This is a genomic window from Bradyrhizobium zhanjiangense, from assembly GCF_004114935.1.
GTDB lineage: Bacteria > Pseudomonadota > Alphaproteobacteria > Rhizobiales > Xanthobacteraceae > Bradyrhizobium > Bradyrhizobium zhanjiangense.
The window spans coordinates 3,245,476-3,261,683 of sequence record NZ_CP022221.1 but is presented as its reverse complement, the minus strand read 5'-3'; the positions used below and the strand labels follow the sequence as shown (position 1 = coordinate 3,261,683).

Sequence of the window (16,208 nt, the reverse complement as noted above, 5' to 3'; positions counted from 1 at the left end):
TCCACCATGGATGCGATCATCTATCACAATCCCGATTGCGGCACCTCGCGCAACACGCTGGCGATGATCCGGAACGCCGGCATCGAGCCGCACGTGATCGAATATCTAAAGACGCCGCCATCGCGGGCGCTGTTGCAGCAGCTCATCGCGCGCATGGGAATTTCGGTGCGCGACGCCGTTCGCGAGAAGGCGGCGCCCTATGCGGAGCTCGGGCTCGACAACGCGACACTGACCGACGATCAGCTGCTCGACGCCATGATGGCGCATCCAATCCTGATCAACAGGCCGATCGTGGTGACGCCAAACGGCGTCAGGCTCTGCCGTCCCTCCGAACGGGTGCTCGATCTGCTGCCGGCGCAACAGGGCGAATTCGTCAAGGAAGACGGCGAGCGCGTCAGGCTCGATAGCGGCGCCTGATGCCGGGCCTGGGACAGCGTGCCTTCGCCGAATCGCTTGGGACGGCGTTCCTGCTCGCCGCCGTCGTCGGCTCGGGGATCATGGCGCAAAAGCTCGCTGGCGGAAACGTCGCGCTGGCACTGCTGTGCAATACGATTGCCACGGGCGCAATCCTCGTCGTGCTGATCCTGATGCTCGCTCCGATCTCGGGAGCGCATTTCAATCCAGCGGTGACGCTGGCCCTGGCTTTGCGCGGCGAAACGTCATGGACGGACGCCGCTATCTATCTTGTCGCTCAGTTAGCCGGTGGCATCGCCGGGGTTGAGATCGCACATCTGATGTTCGAGCTTCCAATCCTCCAGCGTTCGCTCACGGAACGCGCCGGCGCCGGACAATGGCTGGCCGAGGCCGTGGCGACCTTTGGCCTGCTGTCGACGATCCTTGGCGTCCGGTATCGGACACCCGCCGCGGTTCCTTACGCCGTCGGCCTCTATATTACTTCGGCTTACTGGTTCACGTCATCCACGTCGTTCGCCAATCCTGCGGTCACCATCGCCCGCGCGCTGTCTGATACGTTCGCGGGTATCGCCCCGCGGGACGTGCCAGGCTTCATCGCCGCTCAATTCGTCGGGGCAGTTCTTGCCGTTGTGCTGGCGCGCTGGCTTTGGAGCCGAGCCTCTGTAAAGGCGAACGCCGCCCAGATCGCGTCGGGAAAGCCTGCATAACGCGGCACTTGACGGTTATTTTCCGCTAAATCGCCTGTCCAAATCGTCTCGCCCGAGTATTCTGTCGATGTCAAAAAGACTCGCAGAGACCAACCCGTGATGCGATTGCGCGACATCGACGATCCCGAGGCATCCTGCCCGACGCGGAAGCGCCCGGCCGGATGAACGATTTCGCACGATCCACCGGTGCCGCCTTCACGCTGATCGGCGAAGCCGACGCCGAACTGCTCGGCATCGTCGCCTTGTCGGTGCGGGTCAGCCTGACCGCGAGCATCGTCGCGCTGCTGATCGGTGCACCATTCGGGGCCCTGCTTGCGATCACGCGCTTCCGCGGACGGCAAATCATCATCATCCTGACCAATGCCTTGCTCGGCCTGCCGCCGGTCGTGGTCGGGCTCGCGCTCTACCTCCTGCTGTCGCGGTCCGGTCCGCTCGGGGCGGGAGGACTATTGTTCACACCGACGGCCATGGTGATCGCGCAGACGCTGCTCGCGACACCGATCGTGGTGGCGCTGGTGCACCGTCCGGCCAGCCTGCTGTGGGCGGAGTATGGCGATCTGGCGCGGATCGACGGACTGTCCACCCTGCGCAGCATGGCACTGCTGTTCGCGCTGGGACGGACCTCGCTGTTGACGGCCTTTCTCGCGGCTTTCGGCCGCGCCATCGCGGAAGTCGGCGCCATCATCATCGTCGGCGGCAACATCCGCGGCTTTACGCGCACGATGACAACCGCGATCGCGCTGGAGACCAGCAAGGGCGACCTGCCGCTGGCGCTGGGGCTCGGGCTGATCCTGCTCGCGCTCAGCGTCGTGGTGTCGACCACTGCGTTCCTGCTAGTGGGACGCGTTGGGGAAAAATAGCTGCTCGCCGCCCACCTTGTAGCCTGCGATCGCATCCTGCCCCTTCGATGAGATGAGCCAGTCGATGAAAGCCTGCCCGTCCTTCGCCTTGACGTTCGGATGCTTTGCCGGATTCACCAGCATGACGCCATACTGGTTGAACAGCCGCTTGTCGCCCTCGGTCAGGATGGCAAGTTCGCCCCTGTTCTTGAACGAGAGCCAGGTGCCGCGGTCCGACAGAAGATAGGCATTCGACGACGAGGCCATGTTCAGCGCCGGTCCCATGCCCTGGCCGATCTCCCGATACCAGCCGTCCTTGCCCGCTGCGATATCGACACCCGCTTCCTTCCACAATCGCAGCTCGGCCGCGTGGGTGCCGGATTTGTCGCCGCGCGAGATGAACGGCGCTTTCGCAGCCGCAATCTTGCGCAGCGCATCAGTGACCTCCTTGCCGCCGGCGATTTTCGCGGGATCGCTCTTGGGACCGATAATGACGAAGTCGTTGTACATGACGTCGAAGCGCTTCACGCCCTGGCCCTCGGCCATGAACTTGTCCTCGGCAGCCCTATCATGAACGAACACCACGTCGGCATCGCCGCGCCGCCCGATGTCAAGCGCCTGGCCGGTGCCGACGGCAACGACCTTCACCTCGATGCCCTCGGCCTTCGAGAACAGCGGCAGCAGATAGCCGAACAGCCCCGACTGTTCCGTCGACGTCGTCGAGGCCACGGTGATCGTGCGATCCTGCGCGAACGCGATGGTGGACCAGAGCAGAAGCGCTCCGATGGCAGCAATCCTTCTCATACGTCCTCCCTAAACGAATGATGAGGGGCCTGAATAGCCGCTGGCGATGAAAACGGGAACCCCGACTTCGGCCGCAAAGAGTTGAAGCGGTGGTGATAGATCGGCAGGAACGTCGTTGGTGGAGGCGGATTGTCCGGGATGCTAAGTCAAGGAGAATCCAATGAAGAAGATCATTCTGGCATCCGCGTGCATCATGGCCCTGGCGACCGGTAGCGCCTTCGCGCAGACACAACCCGCTCCTGGCGCATCCAGTCAGGGCGAGGTTGGTCCCTCATCGCGGGGGCCCGCGACCAAAGGCATGACGACGGGCCGCGCATCGAACATGCAGAACGAGGCCAGCGACAGCAAGGGCGCACAGTCGCCATCCGCAGGTGGCACCAATACGAATAACATGGGCAACCAGGCCGGCGGCGGCGCGGGTTCTGGCGGCGGTGCCGGCTCCGGCGGGAAATAGCGCGATGACGTTGCAGCTGCGCGCAGCTTGAAGATTTCTGGGGGCTCGCTGCCAAGCGCGAGCCCCGCTCATGTCGATCGCTAACCACCGCTATTCGCACGTTTGGCGTCCGCTTCGGAATTTGCTCTTGTTAGCTGGGCTGGCGCCAGACGATCGCGCCAACGCGCACAATGGTACGCGGATGTTCTGCAATTGGTCCCACCTAGATTGACATCGGTGTGACGGCCGGGGCAGTTTTTCACATTGCTGACGAATCAGCGATTGCCTCACGCCGAGTACCTCTTGGACAACTCCCAGTGCTTTCGAGACTGATATCGTTGCTGCGCCGCATCCCTGCGGTGAAATGGGCGTTCACCCGGCTCCGGCCCCTGCCGCACAGCGGCAGTGTCGACGTCGCACCGAGTGCCGCAAGCGACTCACCCGCCGTCACCTCCGACATTGCAGAAGCAGCTCCGTCTCTCGACACCGGTCTCAGCACCGCTCCGCGCTGCAGCGATGCCGAGATCGCGGTCGCGACTCCGGTCGCAGGGAATGATACTGTCATCGCGGAAAGCCCATCTGCGGTGCCAATCGATGTCGACGTCAGCGACCACCCGACCCTGGAGATGCCGGTAGACGTCGAACCGGTCGTCGTCGAAGAGGTTGCGCTCTCGTCGGCCGAGAGCGAGCCGGTTGATGTTCCTGAAGTCATCAGCAACGATCCGCCCGCAGAACTCTCGGCGAACCCTGAACCCGCCGTCGTGAAAGAGGCAGCGGTCGCAACCGTCGCCGTCGAGGTCGAGCCGGTTGATATTCCTGAGCCCCTCATCAGCAGCAATCCAACTTGCGAACTCCAGGCCAACGTCGGACCCATCGCGGAGGAGGCGCCGGTCGCGGCCGCCGACGTCGCGATTGCCTCGGTTGACGCACCCGTTCTCATCGTCCACGATGACACCTCCACCGACCTCCCAGGGGATGTTGAGCTGGCCGTCGTAGACGACTCGCGTGTCGCGCTTGCCGAGAGCGAAGTCTCGGCGGAGGATATTGCCGAGAGCGGCATCGACAGGGCTCCGTCTCCCAGTGTCGCCGTAGAGATCGAGCCCGGCTTCGCTGGCGATTCCGCGCTTGTCGCAACGATCGTCGCAGCGGACGCTTCCACCAACACACCGAGCGTCGTCACGGATGTCGCGCCGGAGCCGATCCTCGAGTCTCCCGCTGCGAAGAAACCCAGCACGCGGAAGCCTCGGCCAAAGGTCGCAGAGCCTACCGACCGCGCCGCGCTGATCCGGCAGCGCTGGGCCGAGACCGGGATCAGGATGTGGAATCCGCGCCTGCACGGCACCGGCGACGCCACGCTCAACATCCAGGGCAGTGTCGGACTGCTGCCGCCGGCGCCCGGCGAGACGATGCCGCGCTACGACAAGCTGGAATTCAGGATGCTCGGCGGGCAGATCGTCTGCGAGGGTGTCATCGTCGAGGCGCCTGCGCATGCGAGCCAGCGCAGTTTCACCCGGCTCGCCGAGCCTGGGAAACACGACCGCGCCCGCGAGCCGGTGCGGGAGCGCCAGGCCGCCCTCGCCTGATCCTTTCTTCTGCGGCCACCGGTGCGATGTGCTAGGTTGATGTCCCGACATGGGAGATCGCATATGCGCGCAAGGTCATTGTCTCTGATCCTGATCGCCGCCTTCTGCATCTCGCAGCCCGCTCTGGCCGCGGACAAACAGCCACGTCATGCGGCCGCTCCTGCCACCGATCCGGCCGCGCCTTACAAGGCCGATCGGCTCTCTTCCTCACGCGGCGAGACAATCCTCAACACGCCCGGCCAGACCACCGTGCTGACGCGGCAGGTCCTCGACGACATGAACGCGACGAGCCTTCGGGACGCCATGCGCTCGACCGCCGGCGTGACGATCGGGCGCTAGGCGTCTCGCACCGCTTTCGGCCGACTCGCGTTGTTCCCACGCGGCACATCGATATTTCTAGGCACGAAGCAGTTGCCCGCAACGCCGGCCACGACGTAATTTGCACAACCTGAAGGCGATGGGCTGCGGCATTTCGCTGGATGATTTCGGCACCGGCTATTCCTCACTGAGCCACGTGCACCGGCTGCCGCTCGACAAGATCAAGGTCGACCGCAGCTTCGTCGCCGACATCAACGACAATCCCGTGAGCTACAAGATCATCAAGTCGCTCACGGGCCTGTGCGACGACATGGAGATCGCCTGTGTTGCCGAGGGCGTCGAGACTCGTGCTCAGCTCGACACCCTGCGCCGCCTGGGGTGTGACTTCATCCAGGGCTATTATTTCGCAAAGCCCATGCCGGCCGGCGTGATCGGCGACTATCTCGCCAAGGAACAGCTGCGCCTCGACGGCGCCGACGCCAAGGTCGTGGCCTGAGGCGCGGCTACTTCGTCAAGCTCGGCAGATCGAGACCCTTGTCACGGGCGCAGTCGATCGCAATGTCATAACCCGCGTCGGCATGGCGCATCACGCCGCTGGCGGGATCGTTCCAGAGCACGCGTTCGATGCGTTTTGCGGCTTCCGGCGTGCCATCGGCAACGATCACCATGCCGGCGTGCTGCGAATAGCCGATGCCGACGCCGCCGCCATGGTGCAGCGACACCCAGGTCGCACCGCTGGCGCAATTGAGCAGCGCGTTGAGCAAGGGCCAGTCGGATACCGCGTCCGATCCGTCCTTCATCGCCTCGGTCTCGCGGTTGGGGCTTGCCACCGAGCCGCTGTCGAGATGATCGCGGCCGATGACGATCGGCGCTTTCAATTCGCCGCGCGCCACCATCTCGTTGAAGGCAAGGCCCAGGCGATGGCGATCACCAAGGCCGACCCAGCAGATCCGCGCCGGCAGGCCCTGGAACTTGATGCGCGCCTTGGCCATGTCGAGCCAATTGTGCAGATGCTTGTCGTCAGGCAACAGCTCCTTGACCTTGGCGTCGGTCTTGAAGATGTCCTCGGGGTCGCCCGAGAGCGCGGCCCAGCGGAACGGCCCGACGCCGCGGCAGAACAGCGGACGAATATAGGCCGGAACGAAGCCCGGGAAATCGAAGGCGTTCTTCAGGCCCATATCCTGCGCCATCTGGCGGATGTTGTTGCCGTAGTCGAGCGTCGGAATGCCCTGCGCGTGGAAATCCAGCATGGCCTTCACGTGCTCGACCATCGACGTCTTCGAGGCACGCTCGACCGACTTCGGGTCGGATGCGCGCTTGGCTTCCCATTCGGCCAGCGTCCAGCCCTTGGGCAGATAACCGTTGATCGGATCGTGCGCGCTGGTCTGGTCGGTGACGACGTCGGGCTTCACGCCGCGGCGCACCAGCTCCGGGAAGATCTCGGCGGCATTGCCGAGCAGGCCGACCGAGACCGCCTTCTTCGTCTTCGCGGCCTCTTCCATGATGGCGAGCGCTTCGTCGAGGGTTGCGGCCTGCCGATCGAGATAGCCGGTGCGTAAGCGCATCTCGATGCGGCTCGGCTGGCATTCGACCGCGAGCATCGAAGCACCGGCCATGGTCGCAGCCAGCGGCTGCGCGCCGCCCATGCCGCCGAGGCCGGCGGTGAGAATCCATTTGCCGGCGAGGCTGCCGCCATAATGGCGACGACCGACCTCGACGAAGGTTTCGTAGGTGCCCTGCACGATGCCCTGGCTACCGATATAGATCCAGGAGCCTGCAGTCATCTGGCCGTACATCATCAGGCCCTTCCGATCGAGCTCGTTGAAATGATCGAGCGTCGCCCAGTGCGGCACGATGTTGGAGTTCGCGATCAAGACACGCGGCGCGTCGGCATGGGTGCGGAAGACACCGACCGGTTTTCCGGATTGGATCAGCAGGGTCTGGTCGTTTTCGAGCTTGCGTAAGGCCGCCGTGATCCGGTCGAAGCTCTCCCAGTCGCGCGCGGCGCGGCCGATGCCGCCATAGACGACGAGCTCGCTCGGCCGCTCCGCCACATCGGGATCGAGATTGTTCATCAGCATGCGCAAGGGCGCTTCCGTCAGCCAGCTCTTGGCGCTGATCTCGCTGCCGCGGGGCGCGCGGATGGTACGGTCATTGTCCAGTCGGCGGTTCATGCGGACCTCTTAGTCAAGTCTCGGAAACGGATCGGATGGAAGTGCGGTGATCGCGATCGCCGGCAGCGCGTCGGCCTCGATCAGTTCAGCTGCCTTGGCGAGATCGCCGGCCATGTAGCGGTCGGCACCGAGTGCTGGCACTTGCTCACGAAGCGCGGCAATGACGGCAACGAGCGGCGCGCTGGTCGCATGCGGCGCGCGCAGTGTGATGCCTTGGGCAGCGACCAGAAGCTCGATGCCGAGTATGGCAGCGAGATTGTCGGCCATGTCGGACAGGCGTCGCGCGGCATGCGCGGCCATCGAGACGTGATCTTCCTGGTTCGCACTGGTCGGGGTCGAATCGATCGAGCAGGCGAGCGCGCGCTGCTTGTTCTCGGCATAGAGCGCGGCCGCCGTGACCTCGGCGATCATGAAGCCGGAATTGAGGCCGGGGTCGGGCGTCAGGAACGGCGGCAAGCCGAAATTGAGCGCGGGGTCGACCAGCGTCGCGATGCGCCGCTCGCTGATCGCGCCGATCTCCGATAGCGCCAGCGCAATCGCGTCGGCGGCAAAAGCCACCGGCTCGGCGTGGAAATTGCCGCCGGAGACGATCTCGCCCGTCTCGACCAGCACCAGCGGATTGTCGGTGACGGCGTTGGCCTCGATGATCAGCGTGCGCGCCGCCTGCGTGATCAGGTCGAGCGCCGCGCCCGCGACCTGCGGCTGGCAACGCAGGCAATAGGGGTCCTGCACGCGCTCGTCGCCTTCGAGATGCGACAGGCGGATATCGCTGCCGTCGAGCAGCGCCGTCAATGTCGCCGCCGCGGCGATCTGCCCGGCATGACCGCGTAGCGCCTGGATTTCAGGGCGGAACGGCGCTGTCGAGGCCATCGCGGCATCCACCGACAATGCGCCGGTCACGAGCGCTGCGCGGGCCAGGCGAAACGCACGCAGCACGCCGGAGATCGCGTAGGCCGTCGACAATTGCGTGCCGTTGATCAGCGCGAGGCCCTCTTTGGGGCCAAGCGTCAGCGGCGCGAGACCGGCGGCCTTTAGTGCCTCGGCGCCAGATACAGTTTTCCCGTCAATGATGGCCTGCCCCTCGCCGATCATCACTGCCGTCATATGCGCGAGCGGTGCAAGATCGCCGGAGGCGCCCACGGAGCCCTGCTGCGGCACCAGCGGATAGACACCCCGCGCCAGCATTGCCTGCAGTTGCTCGATCACCTCGCAGCGCACGCCAGAGGCGCCGCGCCCGAGCGAGACGATCTTCAGCGCCATCATCAGCCGCACGATCGGTTCCGGTGTCGCCGGGCCGACGCCGCAGCAGTGCGAGACAATCAGGTTGCGCTGGAGCAGCGCAGTCTGGTCCGGCGGAATGCGCTTCGACGCAAGCTTCCCGAAGCCGGTGTTGATGCCATAGACTGGGACATCCGCGCGCGCGGCTCTTGCGACGATCTCCGCCGCGGCTTCGACGCGCGGCCAGAATGAGGGATCGAGCACGACGGGCGCACCATCGAGCACGCCGGCGAGATCATCGAGACTGACCGTCCCCGGTCTGACGACGATCGCTGTGTCCTGCTCCGTCACTGCCCCCTCCATATCCGCTCGTGCAGCGGATTGAAGCCGATGCGGTAGACCAACTCGGCCGGCCGCTCGATGTCCCAGATCGCGAGGTCGCACCATTTGCCGGCCTCTAACGTGCCGGTCTCATCCAGCACATCAAGCGCCCGCGCCCCCTCGCGCGTCACGCCAGCAAGGCATTCGGCCACCGTCATCCGGAACAGGGTCGCCCCCATGTTCATCGTGAGCAGCAGCGAGGTCAGCGGCGAGCTGCCGGGATTGCAGTCGGTCGCCAGCGCCATGTGCACGCCCAGCCTGCGAAACGTCTCGACAGGCGGCTTTTGCGTCTCGCGGATGAAGTAGAAGGCGCCAGGCAGCAGCACCGCCACCGTTCCGGCCTTCGCCATCGCGGCAGCGCCGGCTTCGTCGGTGTGCTCGAGATGATCGGCCGAGAGCGCCGAGAATTTCGCGGCAAGCGCGGCACCGCCGAGATTCGAGAGCTGGTCGGCATGGAGCTTGACTGGAAGTCCAAGCCCCCTCGCCGTCTCGAACACCCGCGCGGTCTGCTCGGCGGAGAACGCGATTCCCTCCATGAAGGCATCGACGGCGTCGGCAAGGCCTGCCTTAGCGACCGCGGGCAGTATCTCCTTGCACACGAGATCGATGTAACGATCCTTGTTGCCCTCCGCCTCCGGCGGCAGTGCATGCGCGCCGAGGAAGGAGGTGCGGATCGCAACCGGCCGATGGCCACTGAGGCTGCGCGCGGCGGCAAGCTGACGCATCTCGGTTTCGGCATCGAGGCCGTAGCCGGACTTGATCTCGACCGTGGTTGCGCCCTCCGCGATCAACGCATCGAGCCGCGGCAGCGCGCCTGCGACGAGCTCGGCCTCGCTCGCCTTCCGCGTCGCAGCCACCGTCGAGACGATGCCGCCGCCAGCGCGCGCGATCTCCTCGTAGCTCGCCCCCTTCAGGCGCAGCTCGAACTCGTGCGCGCGGTTGCCCCCATAGACCAGATGGGTATGGCAATCGACGAGGCCGGGCGTGATCCAGCGTCCCTCGCAATCGATCCTCTCGGGCGCATCAGCATCCGACGGAAAATCGGTCTGCGCATCCGCATAGACGATACGGCCGCCGCGCGCGGCGATTACGCCCCGCTCGATCTCGCCAAGGTCAGGACGGTCAGCCCGCATCGTGGCGAGCCGGGCATTGTGCCAGATCCGGTCGAAGCGCTCTGCCATGCAACGGCCCCTTCGTGGGATGCTTGACTTATATGTCTAGACATATAATCGTGGGGCGGTTCTGTCCAGCCGGCGTGTAATCATGACCCGACTGCATTTCGCCTCCGCGCTCCTGCCCTCGGGCTGGGCCAATGACGTGCAGGTGGTCATCACCGCCGGCGCGATCGCGGCGGTAACGCCGAATGTGGCGCCGGCCGCCGGCGACGAGCGCCACGCAATCGCGCTTCCGGGATTGGCGAGCCTGCACAGCCACGCGTTCCAGCGCGGTATGGCGGGCCTCGCCGAGTTGCGCGGCGGCAGCACCGATACCTTCTGGACCTGGCGCGAGACGATGTATCGCTTCGCGCTGGCGATGACGCCGGATGACGTTACAGCCGTCGCGACGCTGCTCTATGTCGAGATGTTGGAGCAGGGTTTCACCCGCGTCGGCGAATTCCACTATCTTCATCATGATCGCGACGGCTCGCCCTACGCTGATCTCGGCGAGATGGCCGCGCGCATCGCACAGGCTGCCGAGGCATCAGGCATTGGCCTGACACTGCTGCCAAGTTTTTATGCGCATGGCTCCTTCGGCGGCGCAGCGCCGCATGCCGGCCAGCGCCGCTTCATCTGCTCGGTCGATCAGTTCGCCGCTCTGATGGCCGCATCACGCAAGGCCATCGCAACATTGCCGGGCGCCAATATCGGCATCGCGCCGCACAGTTTGCGCGCGGTGACGCCGGACGAACTCGCCGCGATCATTCCGCTGGCCGATGGCGGGCCGGTACACATTCATGCCGCCGAACAGGTGAAGGAAGTCGAGGATTGCCTGGCATGGTCGAGCCGGCGGCCGGTGCAATGGCTGCTGGAGCACGCGCCCGTCGATCAACGCTGGTGCCTCATCCACGCCACCCATACGACGGATGAGGAAGTCACCGCATTCGCCAAGACCGGCGCGGTCGCGGGTCTCTGCCCCATCACGGAAGCGAGCCTCGGCGACGGCATCTTTCCGGCGCGCGAATTTCTCGCCGCCGGCGGCACGTTCGGCGTGGGCACAGATTCCAATGTGCTGATCGGCGTCGCCGACGAGTTGCGCCAGCTCGAATACGGTCAGCGTCTCAAGCATCGTCAGCGTAACGTACTCTCCAGCGGTGCGGGGCGCTCGACCGGACGCACGCTGTTCGATCATGCGCTTGCAGGCGGCGCGCAAGCGCTGGCGCAGCCGATAGTCGGCCTCGCGCCGGGTGCGCGCGCTGATATCGTCACGCTCGACACGGCACATCCGTCGCTGGCGGGACGCGCACGCGACGCCATCATCGACGGCTGGATCTTTGCGGCCGGTGGCGGCGCGATCGATTGCGTTTGGGCCGGCGGCGCCAAGGTCGTCGAGAATGGCCGGCACAAGCTGCGCCAAGCCGCACGCGAGCGCTTCAACGCCTCCATCCGGAGACTCGTCGCATGAGCCTCGCGACCGGTGCGACCGACAAGCCGACGCTCTACAAGCGAATCCGCGCCGATATCGAAAAGCGTATTTTGACCGGCGAATGGCCGCCCGGACATCGCATCCCCTTCGAGCACGAGCTGGTCGCGCGTTACGGCTGCTCGCGCATGACGGTGAACAAGGCGCTGTCGGAGCTGGCGCAAGCCGACCTGATCGAGCGGCGGCGGCGCGCCGGCTCCTTCGTGCGCCGGCCGCAGCACCAGTCCGCCGTGCTCAAGATCGCCGACATCCGCGCCGAAATCATCGCGCTCGGCCGCGCTTACGGCTACGAGCTGATCGGCCGCAAGCTGCGCACGGCGACCGCCGCCGACCGCGACCGCCTGGGCGTCAAGAAGGCCGGCAAGGTGGTCGCGATCGCCTGCCGGCACAGCGCCGACAACGTGCCCTTCGCCGTCGAGGACAGGCTGATCGATCTGTCGTCCGTGCCGAATGCTGCGACCGCGGATTTTTCGCGCGAGCCGCCCGGCTCGTGGCTGCTCCATCATGTGCCATGGACGGAGGCCGAGCATACCATCAGCGCCATCGTTGCGGATGATCGCGCGGCGAAGGCGCTCGACATCGCAATCGGCGCGCCCTGCCTCGTGATCGACCGCTATACCTGGCGCAGCGCGCGCACGATCACCGCGGTGCGCCTGCTTTATCCCGGTGACTCTCACCGCCTTGTCGCCCGATTCAAGGGAGGCTGAGAGAATAATGTCGGCACAATTCGTGCAATGCTTCGGGCAACGGTCCAAATGGACCGACAAGGATCAACAGGACGTCATTCCATCGATCGGCAAGAGGACGACAATCATGCGTAGTTCGAAAGTATTTGTGACAATCATTGCCCTCGCGACCGCCACTCCGGTGCTCGCCGACGACGTCAAGGTCGGCATCGGCATCTCCGGATGGACCGGCTTCGCGCCGCTGACGCTGGCGAAGGAGGCCGGCATCTTCAAGAAGAACGGCCTCGACGTCACCATCAAGAAGATCCCGCAGAAGGACCGTCACCTCGCGATCGCCTCCGGCGACGTCCAGTGCGCGGCAACCACCGTCGAGACCTGGATCTCATGGAACGCCAACGGCGTTGCGACCAAGCAGATCTTCCAGCTCGACAAGAGCTACGGCGCCGACGGCATGGCCGTGCGCAACGACCTGGCTTCGATCAAGGATCTGAAGGGCAAGACCGTCGCCGCCTCCGCGCCCGGCACCTCGCCTTATTTCGCGCTGGCCTGGATGCTCAAGAAGAACGGTCTGTCGGTGAAGGACGTCACCGTCGTCAACCTCGAGCCGGCTGCGGCTGCGCAGGCCTTCGTCTCCGGCCAGAACGATGCCGCGATGACGTATGAACCGTATCTTTCGACGGTTCGTGCCGCGCCCGACAAGGGCAAGATCATCGCGACCACGCTCGACTACCCGATGGTCATGGACACGTTCGGCTGCACGCCGAAGTTCCTCACCGAGAACCCGAAGGCCGCCAAGGCGCTCGCCGACAGCTATTTCGAGGCGCTCGACATGATCGCCAAGGATCAGGCAAAGGCCTACGAGATCATGGGCGCCGACGTGAAGCAGTCCGGCGAGCAGTTCGGCAACTCGGCGAAATATCTGCGTTGGCAGGACAAGGCGGCGAACCAGAAGTTCTTCGCCGGCGATTTCCTGACCTTCAACAAGGAGGCCGCCGAGCTCCTACTCGAGATCGGCATCATCAAGACCGCGCCGAAGGTCGAAGACCTCTTCGACGCGAGCTACATCAAGTAACTTCTGCAAGTGGCCGGTTCCGCCAAGAGGCGGAGCCGGCGCATGATCGACTATTCGGATAGACAGTTTGATGCGTCCCCTGGATCCCGTGACATCGAAGCAACGCATGGCGTACGGCCTTGCATTCTTCGTGCTGTTCGTTGCCCTCTGGTCCTGGGCGACGCTCGGCGGCCATGTGTCGAAGACGTTCCTCGCGAACCCGCTGACCATGGTGCAGGAAGGTTATGATCTCCTAGCCAAACAGGGCTTCGTCTACGACATCGGCATGACGATCTGGCGCGTCGTCGGCGGCTTTGCCCTCGCAGCAATCATCGCTGTGCCGCTCGGCGTGCTGATGGGTGCATACAAGCCGGTCGAAGCTTTCCTCGAACCGTTCGTCTCCTTCGCGCGCTATCTGCCTGCGTCCGCCTTTATTCCGCTCCTGATCCTCTGGGCCGGCATCGGCGAATTGCAGAAACTGCTCGTCATCTTCATCGGATCGGTGTTCCAGGTCATCCTGATGGTTGCCGTGAACGTCGGCGCGACCCGGCGTGATCTGGTGGAGGCGGCCTATACACTCGGAGCCAGCGACCGCGGCATCATCCGCCGCGTGCTGCTCCCCTCCTCCGCGCCGGAGATCGCAGAAATTTTGCGGCTGGTGCTCGGCTGGGCCTGGACCTATGTCATCGTCGCCGAGCTGATCGGCTCGTCCTCGGGCATCGGCCACATGATCACCGACAGCCAGGCGCTGCTCAACACCGGCCAGATCATCTTCGGCATCATCGTGATCGGACTGATCGGCCTCCTGTCGGACTTCATGTTCAAGGCGTTCAACGCCTGGTTGTTTCCGTGGAGGCTCGCATGACGATCCTCAAGATCGAGCAGATCTCGCGCACCTTTCCCGCGCGCCATAGCAATGCGCCGACCAGGGCGCTGGAGCCGACCGATCTCGTCATCGGCAACAACGACTTCGTCACCATCCTCGGCCCGTCCGGCTGCGGCAAGTCCACGCTGCTCCGTATCGTCGCCGGCCTCGATCGCCCCACCAGCGGACGTGTCACGCTCGATGGGCGCGAAGTGACCGGCCCGGGCGCCGATCGCGGCATGGTGTTCCAGTCCTACACCCTGTTTCCCTGGCTGACCGTACGCGAGAACATCGCCTTCGGCCTGCGCGAGCGCGGCGTGTCGCAAGACGAGCGGAACAGGATCGCCGATGCTTTCATCCGCCAGGTCGGACTGTCCGGCTTCGAGAACCACTGGCCCAAGCAGCTCTCCGGCGGCATGCAGCAGCGCACGGCGATCGCCCGCGCGCTCGCCAACGATCCGAAAATCCTGCTGCTCGACGAGCCCTTCGGCGCGCTGGACAACCAGACCCGCGCCTTGATGCAGGAGATGCTGCTCGGGATCTGGGAGCGCGACCAGAAGACCGTGCTGTTCGTGACCCACGACATCGAGGAGGCGATCTTCCTCGGCAGCCGCGTCATCGTCATGAGCGCGCGCCCCGGCCGCATCAAGGCCGAGATCCATGTGGACCTGCCGCATCCGCGTTCCTACAAGATCAAGACCACGCCGGAATTCGTCCAGCTCAAGGAGCGGCTGGTCGAGGAGATCCGCACCGAGGCGCTGAAAGTTGCCGAACATGCCTGACACCCCGCCCCGCGCCGACGGGAAGCGCGTCCTCGCCGACCTCAACGCGCTGCGCGCCATCGGCGCCTACAAGACCGGCGTGCACAAGCCGACCTTCTCCGAGCCGCACAAGCAATCGCTGGACTGGTTGGTGCGGAAGCTGCCCGACGCCGGCCTCTCCGCCACGATCGACGGCATTGGCAATGTCTTCGGTACCAGCGCAGAGCCGGGACCAAAGCTGCTGGCGGGATCGCATCTGGAAAGCCAGAATTACGCCGGCTGGCTCGACGGTCCGCTCGGCGTCGTCTATGCGCTCGAAGCCGCGCGCGTGCTCAATGCTGATCCCTCGTTCAAGGGCGCGGTCGAGATCGCCGCCTGGTGCGACGAGGAAGGACATTTCGGGCACTTTCTCGGCTCGCGCTCCTATGTCGGCCAAGTGACCGAGGCCGACGTCGATGCTGCCCGCGACCGCACCAGCGGCCGCACCATGCGCGATGCACTCGCCGAGATGGGGCTCTCGGGGCGCCCGCGCATCACCGCCCCGCCAAGCCGGCACGTCGGGTATCTGGAGGCGCATATCGAACAGGGCGACACGCTTGAAAGCGGCCGCCTCGCGATCGGCGTCGTGACCTCCATCGTTGGCATCTGGCAATACCGGATCAATTTCGTCGGCGAGCAGAACCACGCCGGCACCACCCGCATGGCCGTGCGAAAGGATGCCGGCCTGGCGCTGGCCAAATTCTGTGTCGCGATCGATGAACGTTTCCCCGATGCCTGCGGCCCGCGCACGGTGTGGACCACCGGTCGCATCACGCTCGATCCCGGCGCTCCGAGCATCATTCCGGGTGGAGCAGAAATGCTGTTCCAGATCCGCGACGACGACCCGGCGGTCATCGCGCGGCTCGAGCAATTGCTGCGGACCATGGCCGACGAGATCAACGCGAAGGGCCCCTGCACCGTCACGGTGGAGAAACTGCGCACCGGTGCGCCGGCCATGATGAATGCCGGCTTCCAGGATGCCATCGAAGCGGCGAGCAAGGCCCTGGCTGGCGGTCGATCCGTCCGCATGCCCAGCGGCGCCGGCCACGATGCGCAGATGCTGGCAACGATCATGCCCGCGGCGATGCTGTTCGTGCCGTCGATCGGCGGCATCAGCCATCATTGGACCGAGAACACCGCCGATGCCGACATCGTCACCGGCGCGCAGGTATTCGTCGACGCCTGCCGCCGCATTCTCGGCGGCTGAGCACGCGGGCCGTCATTGCCTGATCCATCGGGCATCGATCGTGGCGGGATCGGGCAAATCGCGCCCGCTTTGGGAAAGACTCATGACC

General features: G+C 65.1%; 16 protein-coding genes and 1 pseudogene. 13 read left to right on the top strand and 4 right to left on the bottom strand.

What is annotated here, in order from left to right:
• Positions 1-6 precede the first annotated feature (6 nt).
• The 3 genes from arsC to XH85_RS15220 all read left to right on the top strand — a co-directional run bounded on the left by arsC (position 7) and on the right by XH85_RS15220 (position 1,981).
• The gene (gene arsC, locus XH85_RS15230) at positions 7-417 is read left to right on the top strand and encodes an arsenate reductase (glutaredoxin) (protein ID WP_128932445.1); all 411 of its coding nucleotides are present in this window, start codon (positions 7-9) and stop codon (positions 415-417) included.
• The gene (locus XH85_RS15225; protein ID WP_128932444.1) at positions 417-1,121 is read left to right on the top strand and encodes an MIP/aquaporin family protein; all 705 of its coding nucleotides are present in this window, start codon (positions 417-419) and stop codon (positions 1,119-1,121) included. The genes arsC and XH85_RS15225 overlap by 1 nt, the downstream gene beginning before the upstream one ends.
• A gap of 161 nt (positions 1,122-1,282) precedes the next feature.
• Complete coding sequence (locus XH85_RS15220) at positions 1,283-1,981, top strand: ABC transporter permease (RefSeq protein ID WP_128932443.1); 699 nt, start codon at positions 1,283-1,285, stop codon at positions 1,979-1,981.
• On the opposite strand, the gene XH85_RS15215 is transcribed toward XH85_RS15220, so the two are convergent.
• The gene (locus tag XH85_RS15215) at positions 1,955-2,764 is read right to left on the bottom strand and encodes an ABC transporter substrate-binding protein (protein ID WP_128932442.1); all 810 of its coding nucleotides are present in this window, start codon (positions 2,762-2,764) and stop codon (positions 1,955-1,957) included. The genes XH85_RS15220 and XH85_RS15215 overlap by 27 nt on opposite strands.
• Before the next feature lie 160 nt (positions 2,765-2,924).
• On the opposite strand from XH85_RS15215, the gene XH85_RS15210 reads away from it, so the two are divergent.
• The 4 genes and pseudogenes from XH85_RS15210 to XH85_RS15195 form a co-directional block, all read left to right on the top strand.
• Positions 2,925-3,218 (top strand): hypothetical protein, encoded by a 294-nt coding sequence (locus XH85_RS15210; protein ID WP_128932441.1) that lies wholly within the window; start codon positions 2,925-2,927, stop codon positions 3,216-3,218.
• A 317-nt stretch (positions 3,219-3,535) separates the two neighbouring features.
• Entirely contained in the window at positions 3,536-4,780 is a 1,245-nt protein-coding gene (locus XH85_RS15205) for a hypothetical protein (protein ID WP_128932440.1), read from the top strand.
• A gap of 63 nt (positions 4,781-4,843) precedes the next feature.
• Positions 4,844-5,119: a TonB-dependent receptor plug domain-containing protein gene (locus XH85_RS15200; protein ID WP_128932439.1), complete on the top strand. Its 276-nt coding sequence runs from the start codon at positions 4,844-4,846 to the stop codon at positions 5,117-5,119.
• A gap of 85 nt (positions 5,120-5,204) precedes the next feature.
• Positions 5,205-5,594, top strand: a pseudogene (locus XH85_RS15195) (EAL domain-containing protein); the annotation flags it as partial.
• Positions 5,595-5,601: 7 nt separating this feature from the next.
• Here the strand turns inward: XH85_RS15195 and hutU are convergent.
• From hutU to hutI, 3 genes are read right to left on the bottom strand one after another with little or no spacing between them, the layout of a single operon-like run.
• Positions 5,602-7,272, bottom strand: a complete 1,671-nt coding sequence (gene hutU, locus XH85_RS15190; RefSeq protein ID WP_128932438.1) for a urocanate hydratase — start codon at positions 7,270-7,272, stop codon at positions 5,602-5,604.
• 9 nt (positions 7,273-7,281) lie between these two features.
• Positions 7,282-8,841 carry a histidine ammonia-lyase gene (hutH, locus tag XH85_RS15185; protein WP_128932437.1) on the bottom strand — a complete coding sequence of 520 codons (1,560 nt, stop codon included), beginning with the start codon at positions 8,839-8,841 and terminating at the stop codon, positions 7,282-7,284.
• The gene (hutI, locus tag XH85_RS15180; RefSeq protein ID WP_128932436.1) at positions 8,838-10,052 is read right to left on the bottom strand and encodes an imidazolonepropionase; all 1,215 of its coding nucleotides are present in this window, start codon (positions 10,050-10,052) and stop codon (positions 8,838-8,840) included. The genes hutH and hutI overlap by 4 nt, the downstream gene beginning before the upstream one ends.
• 82 nt (positions 10,053-10,134) lie before the next feature.
• Between hutI and XH85_RS15175 the strand changes: the two genes are divergently transcribed.
• From XH85_RS15175 to XH85_RS15150, 6 genes are all read left to right on the top strand, one after another.
• Complete coding sequence (locus XH85_RS15175) at positions 10,135-11,493, top strand: formimidoylglutamate deiminase (protein WP_128932435.1); 1,359 nt, start codon at positions 10,135-10,137, stop codon at positions 11,491-11,493.
• On the top strand, positions 11,490-12,218 hold the full coding sequence (gene hutC, locus XH85_RS15170) for a histidine utilization repressor (protein WP_128932434.1): 729 nt from the start codon (positions 11,490-11,492) through the stop codon (positions 12,216-12,218). The genes XH85_RS15175 and hutC overlap by 4 nt, the downstream gene beginning before the upstream one ends.
• A 106-nt stretch (positions 12,219-12,324) precedes the next feature.
• Positions 12,325-13,269: an ABC transporter substrate-binding protein gene (locus XH85_RS15165; protein WP_128932433.1), complete on the top strand. Its 945-nt coding sequence runs from the start codon at positions 12,325-12,327 to the stop codon at positions 13,267-13,269.
• A gap of 70 nt (positions 13,270-13,339) precedes the next feature.
• Positions 13,340-14,113: an ABC transporter permease gene (locus XH85_RS15160; RefSeq protein ID WP_128937281.1), complete on the top strand. Its 774-nt coding sequence runs from the start codon at positions 13,340-13,342 to the stop codon at positions 14,111-14,113.
• Positions 14,110-14,895: an ABC transporter ATP-binding protein gene (locus tag XH85_RS15155; protein WP_164940285.1), complete on the top strand. Its 786-nt coding sequence runs from the start codon at positions 14,110-14,112 to the stop codon at positions 14,893-14,895. Before XH85_RS15160 ends, XH85_RS15155 begins: the two co-directional genes overlap by 4 nt.
• On the top strand, positions 14,888-16,120 hold the full coding sequence (locus tag XH85_RS15150) for a Zn-dependent hydrolase (protein WP_128932431.1): 1,233 nt from the start codon (positions 14,888-14,890) through the stop codon (positions 16,118-16,120). The genes XH85_RS15155 and XH85_RS15150 overlap by 8 nt, the downstream gene beginning before the upstream one ends.
• Positions 16,121-16,208: the final 88 nt, after the last annotated feature.

What these genes read in the sequence shown, in the direction of transcription:
- XH85_RS15150 (WP_128932431.1), top strand. Translation starts at nt 14,888, where the DNA reads ATGCCTGACACCCCGCCCCGCGCCGACGGGAAGCGCGTCCTCGCCGAC.
- hutC (WP_128932434.1), top strand. Translation starts at nt 11,490, where the DNA reads ATGAGCCTCGCGACCGGTGCGACCGACAAGCCGACGCTCTACAAGCGA.
- XH85_RS15160 (WP_128937281.1), top strand. Translation starts at nt 13,340, where the DNA reads ATGCGTCCCCTGGATCCCGTGACATCGAAGCAACGCATGGCGTACGGC.
- XH85_RS15215 (WP_128932442.1), bottom strand. Translation starts at nt 2,764, where the DNA reads ATGAGAAGGATTGCTGCCATCGGAGCGCTTCTGCTCTGGTCCACCATC.
- XH85_RS15225 (WP_128932444.1), top strand. Translation starts at nt 417, where the DNA reads ATGCCGGGCCTGGGACAGCGTGCCTTCGCCGAATCGCTTGGGACGGCG.
- arsC (WP_128932445.1), top strand. Translation starts at nt 7, where the DNA reads ATGGATGCGATCATCTATCACAATCCCGATTGCGGCACCTCGCGCAAC.
- XH85_RS15175 (WP_128932435.1), top strand. Translation starts at nt 10,135, where the DNA reads ATGACCCGACTGCATTTCGCCTCCGCGCTCCTGCCCTCGGGCTGGGCC.
- hutI (WP_128932436.1), bottom strand. Translation starts at nt 10,052, where the DNA reads ATGGCAGAGCGCTTCGACCGGATCTGGCACAATGCCCGGCTCGCCACG.
- XH85_RS15155 (WP_164940285.1), top strand. Translation starts at nt 14,110, where the DNA reads ATGACGATCCTCAAGATCGAGCAGATCTCGCGCACCTTTCCCGCGCGC.
- XH85_RS15220 (WP_128932443.1), top strand. Translation starts at nt 1,283, where the DNA reads ATGAACGATTTCGCACGATCCACCGGTGCCGCCTTCACGCTGATCGGC.
- XH85_RS15165 (WP_128932433.1), top strand. Translation starts at nt 12,325, where the DNA reads ATGCGTAGTTCGAAAGTATTTGTGACAATCATTGCCCTCGCGACCGCC.
- hutU (WP_128932438.1), bottom strand. Translation starts at nt 7,272, where the DNA reads ATGAACCGCCGACTGGACAATGACCGTACCATCCGCGCGCCCCGCGGC.
- XH85_RS15200 (WP_128932439.1), top strand. Translation starts at nt 4,844, where the DNA reads ATGCGCGCAAGGTCATTGTCTCTGATCCTGATCGCCGCCTTCTGCATC.
- XH85_RS15210 (WP_128932441.1), top strand. Translation starts at nt 2,925, where the DNA reads ATGAAGAAGATCATTCTGGCATCCGCGTGCATCATGGCCCTGGCGACC.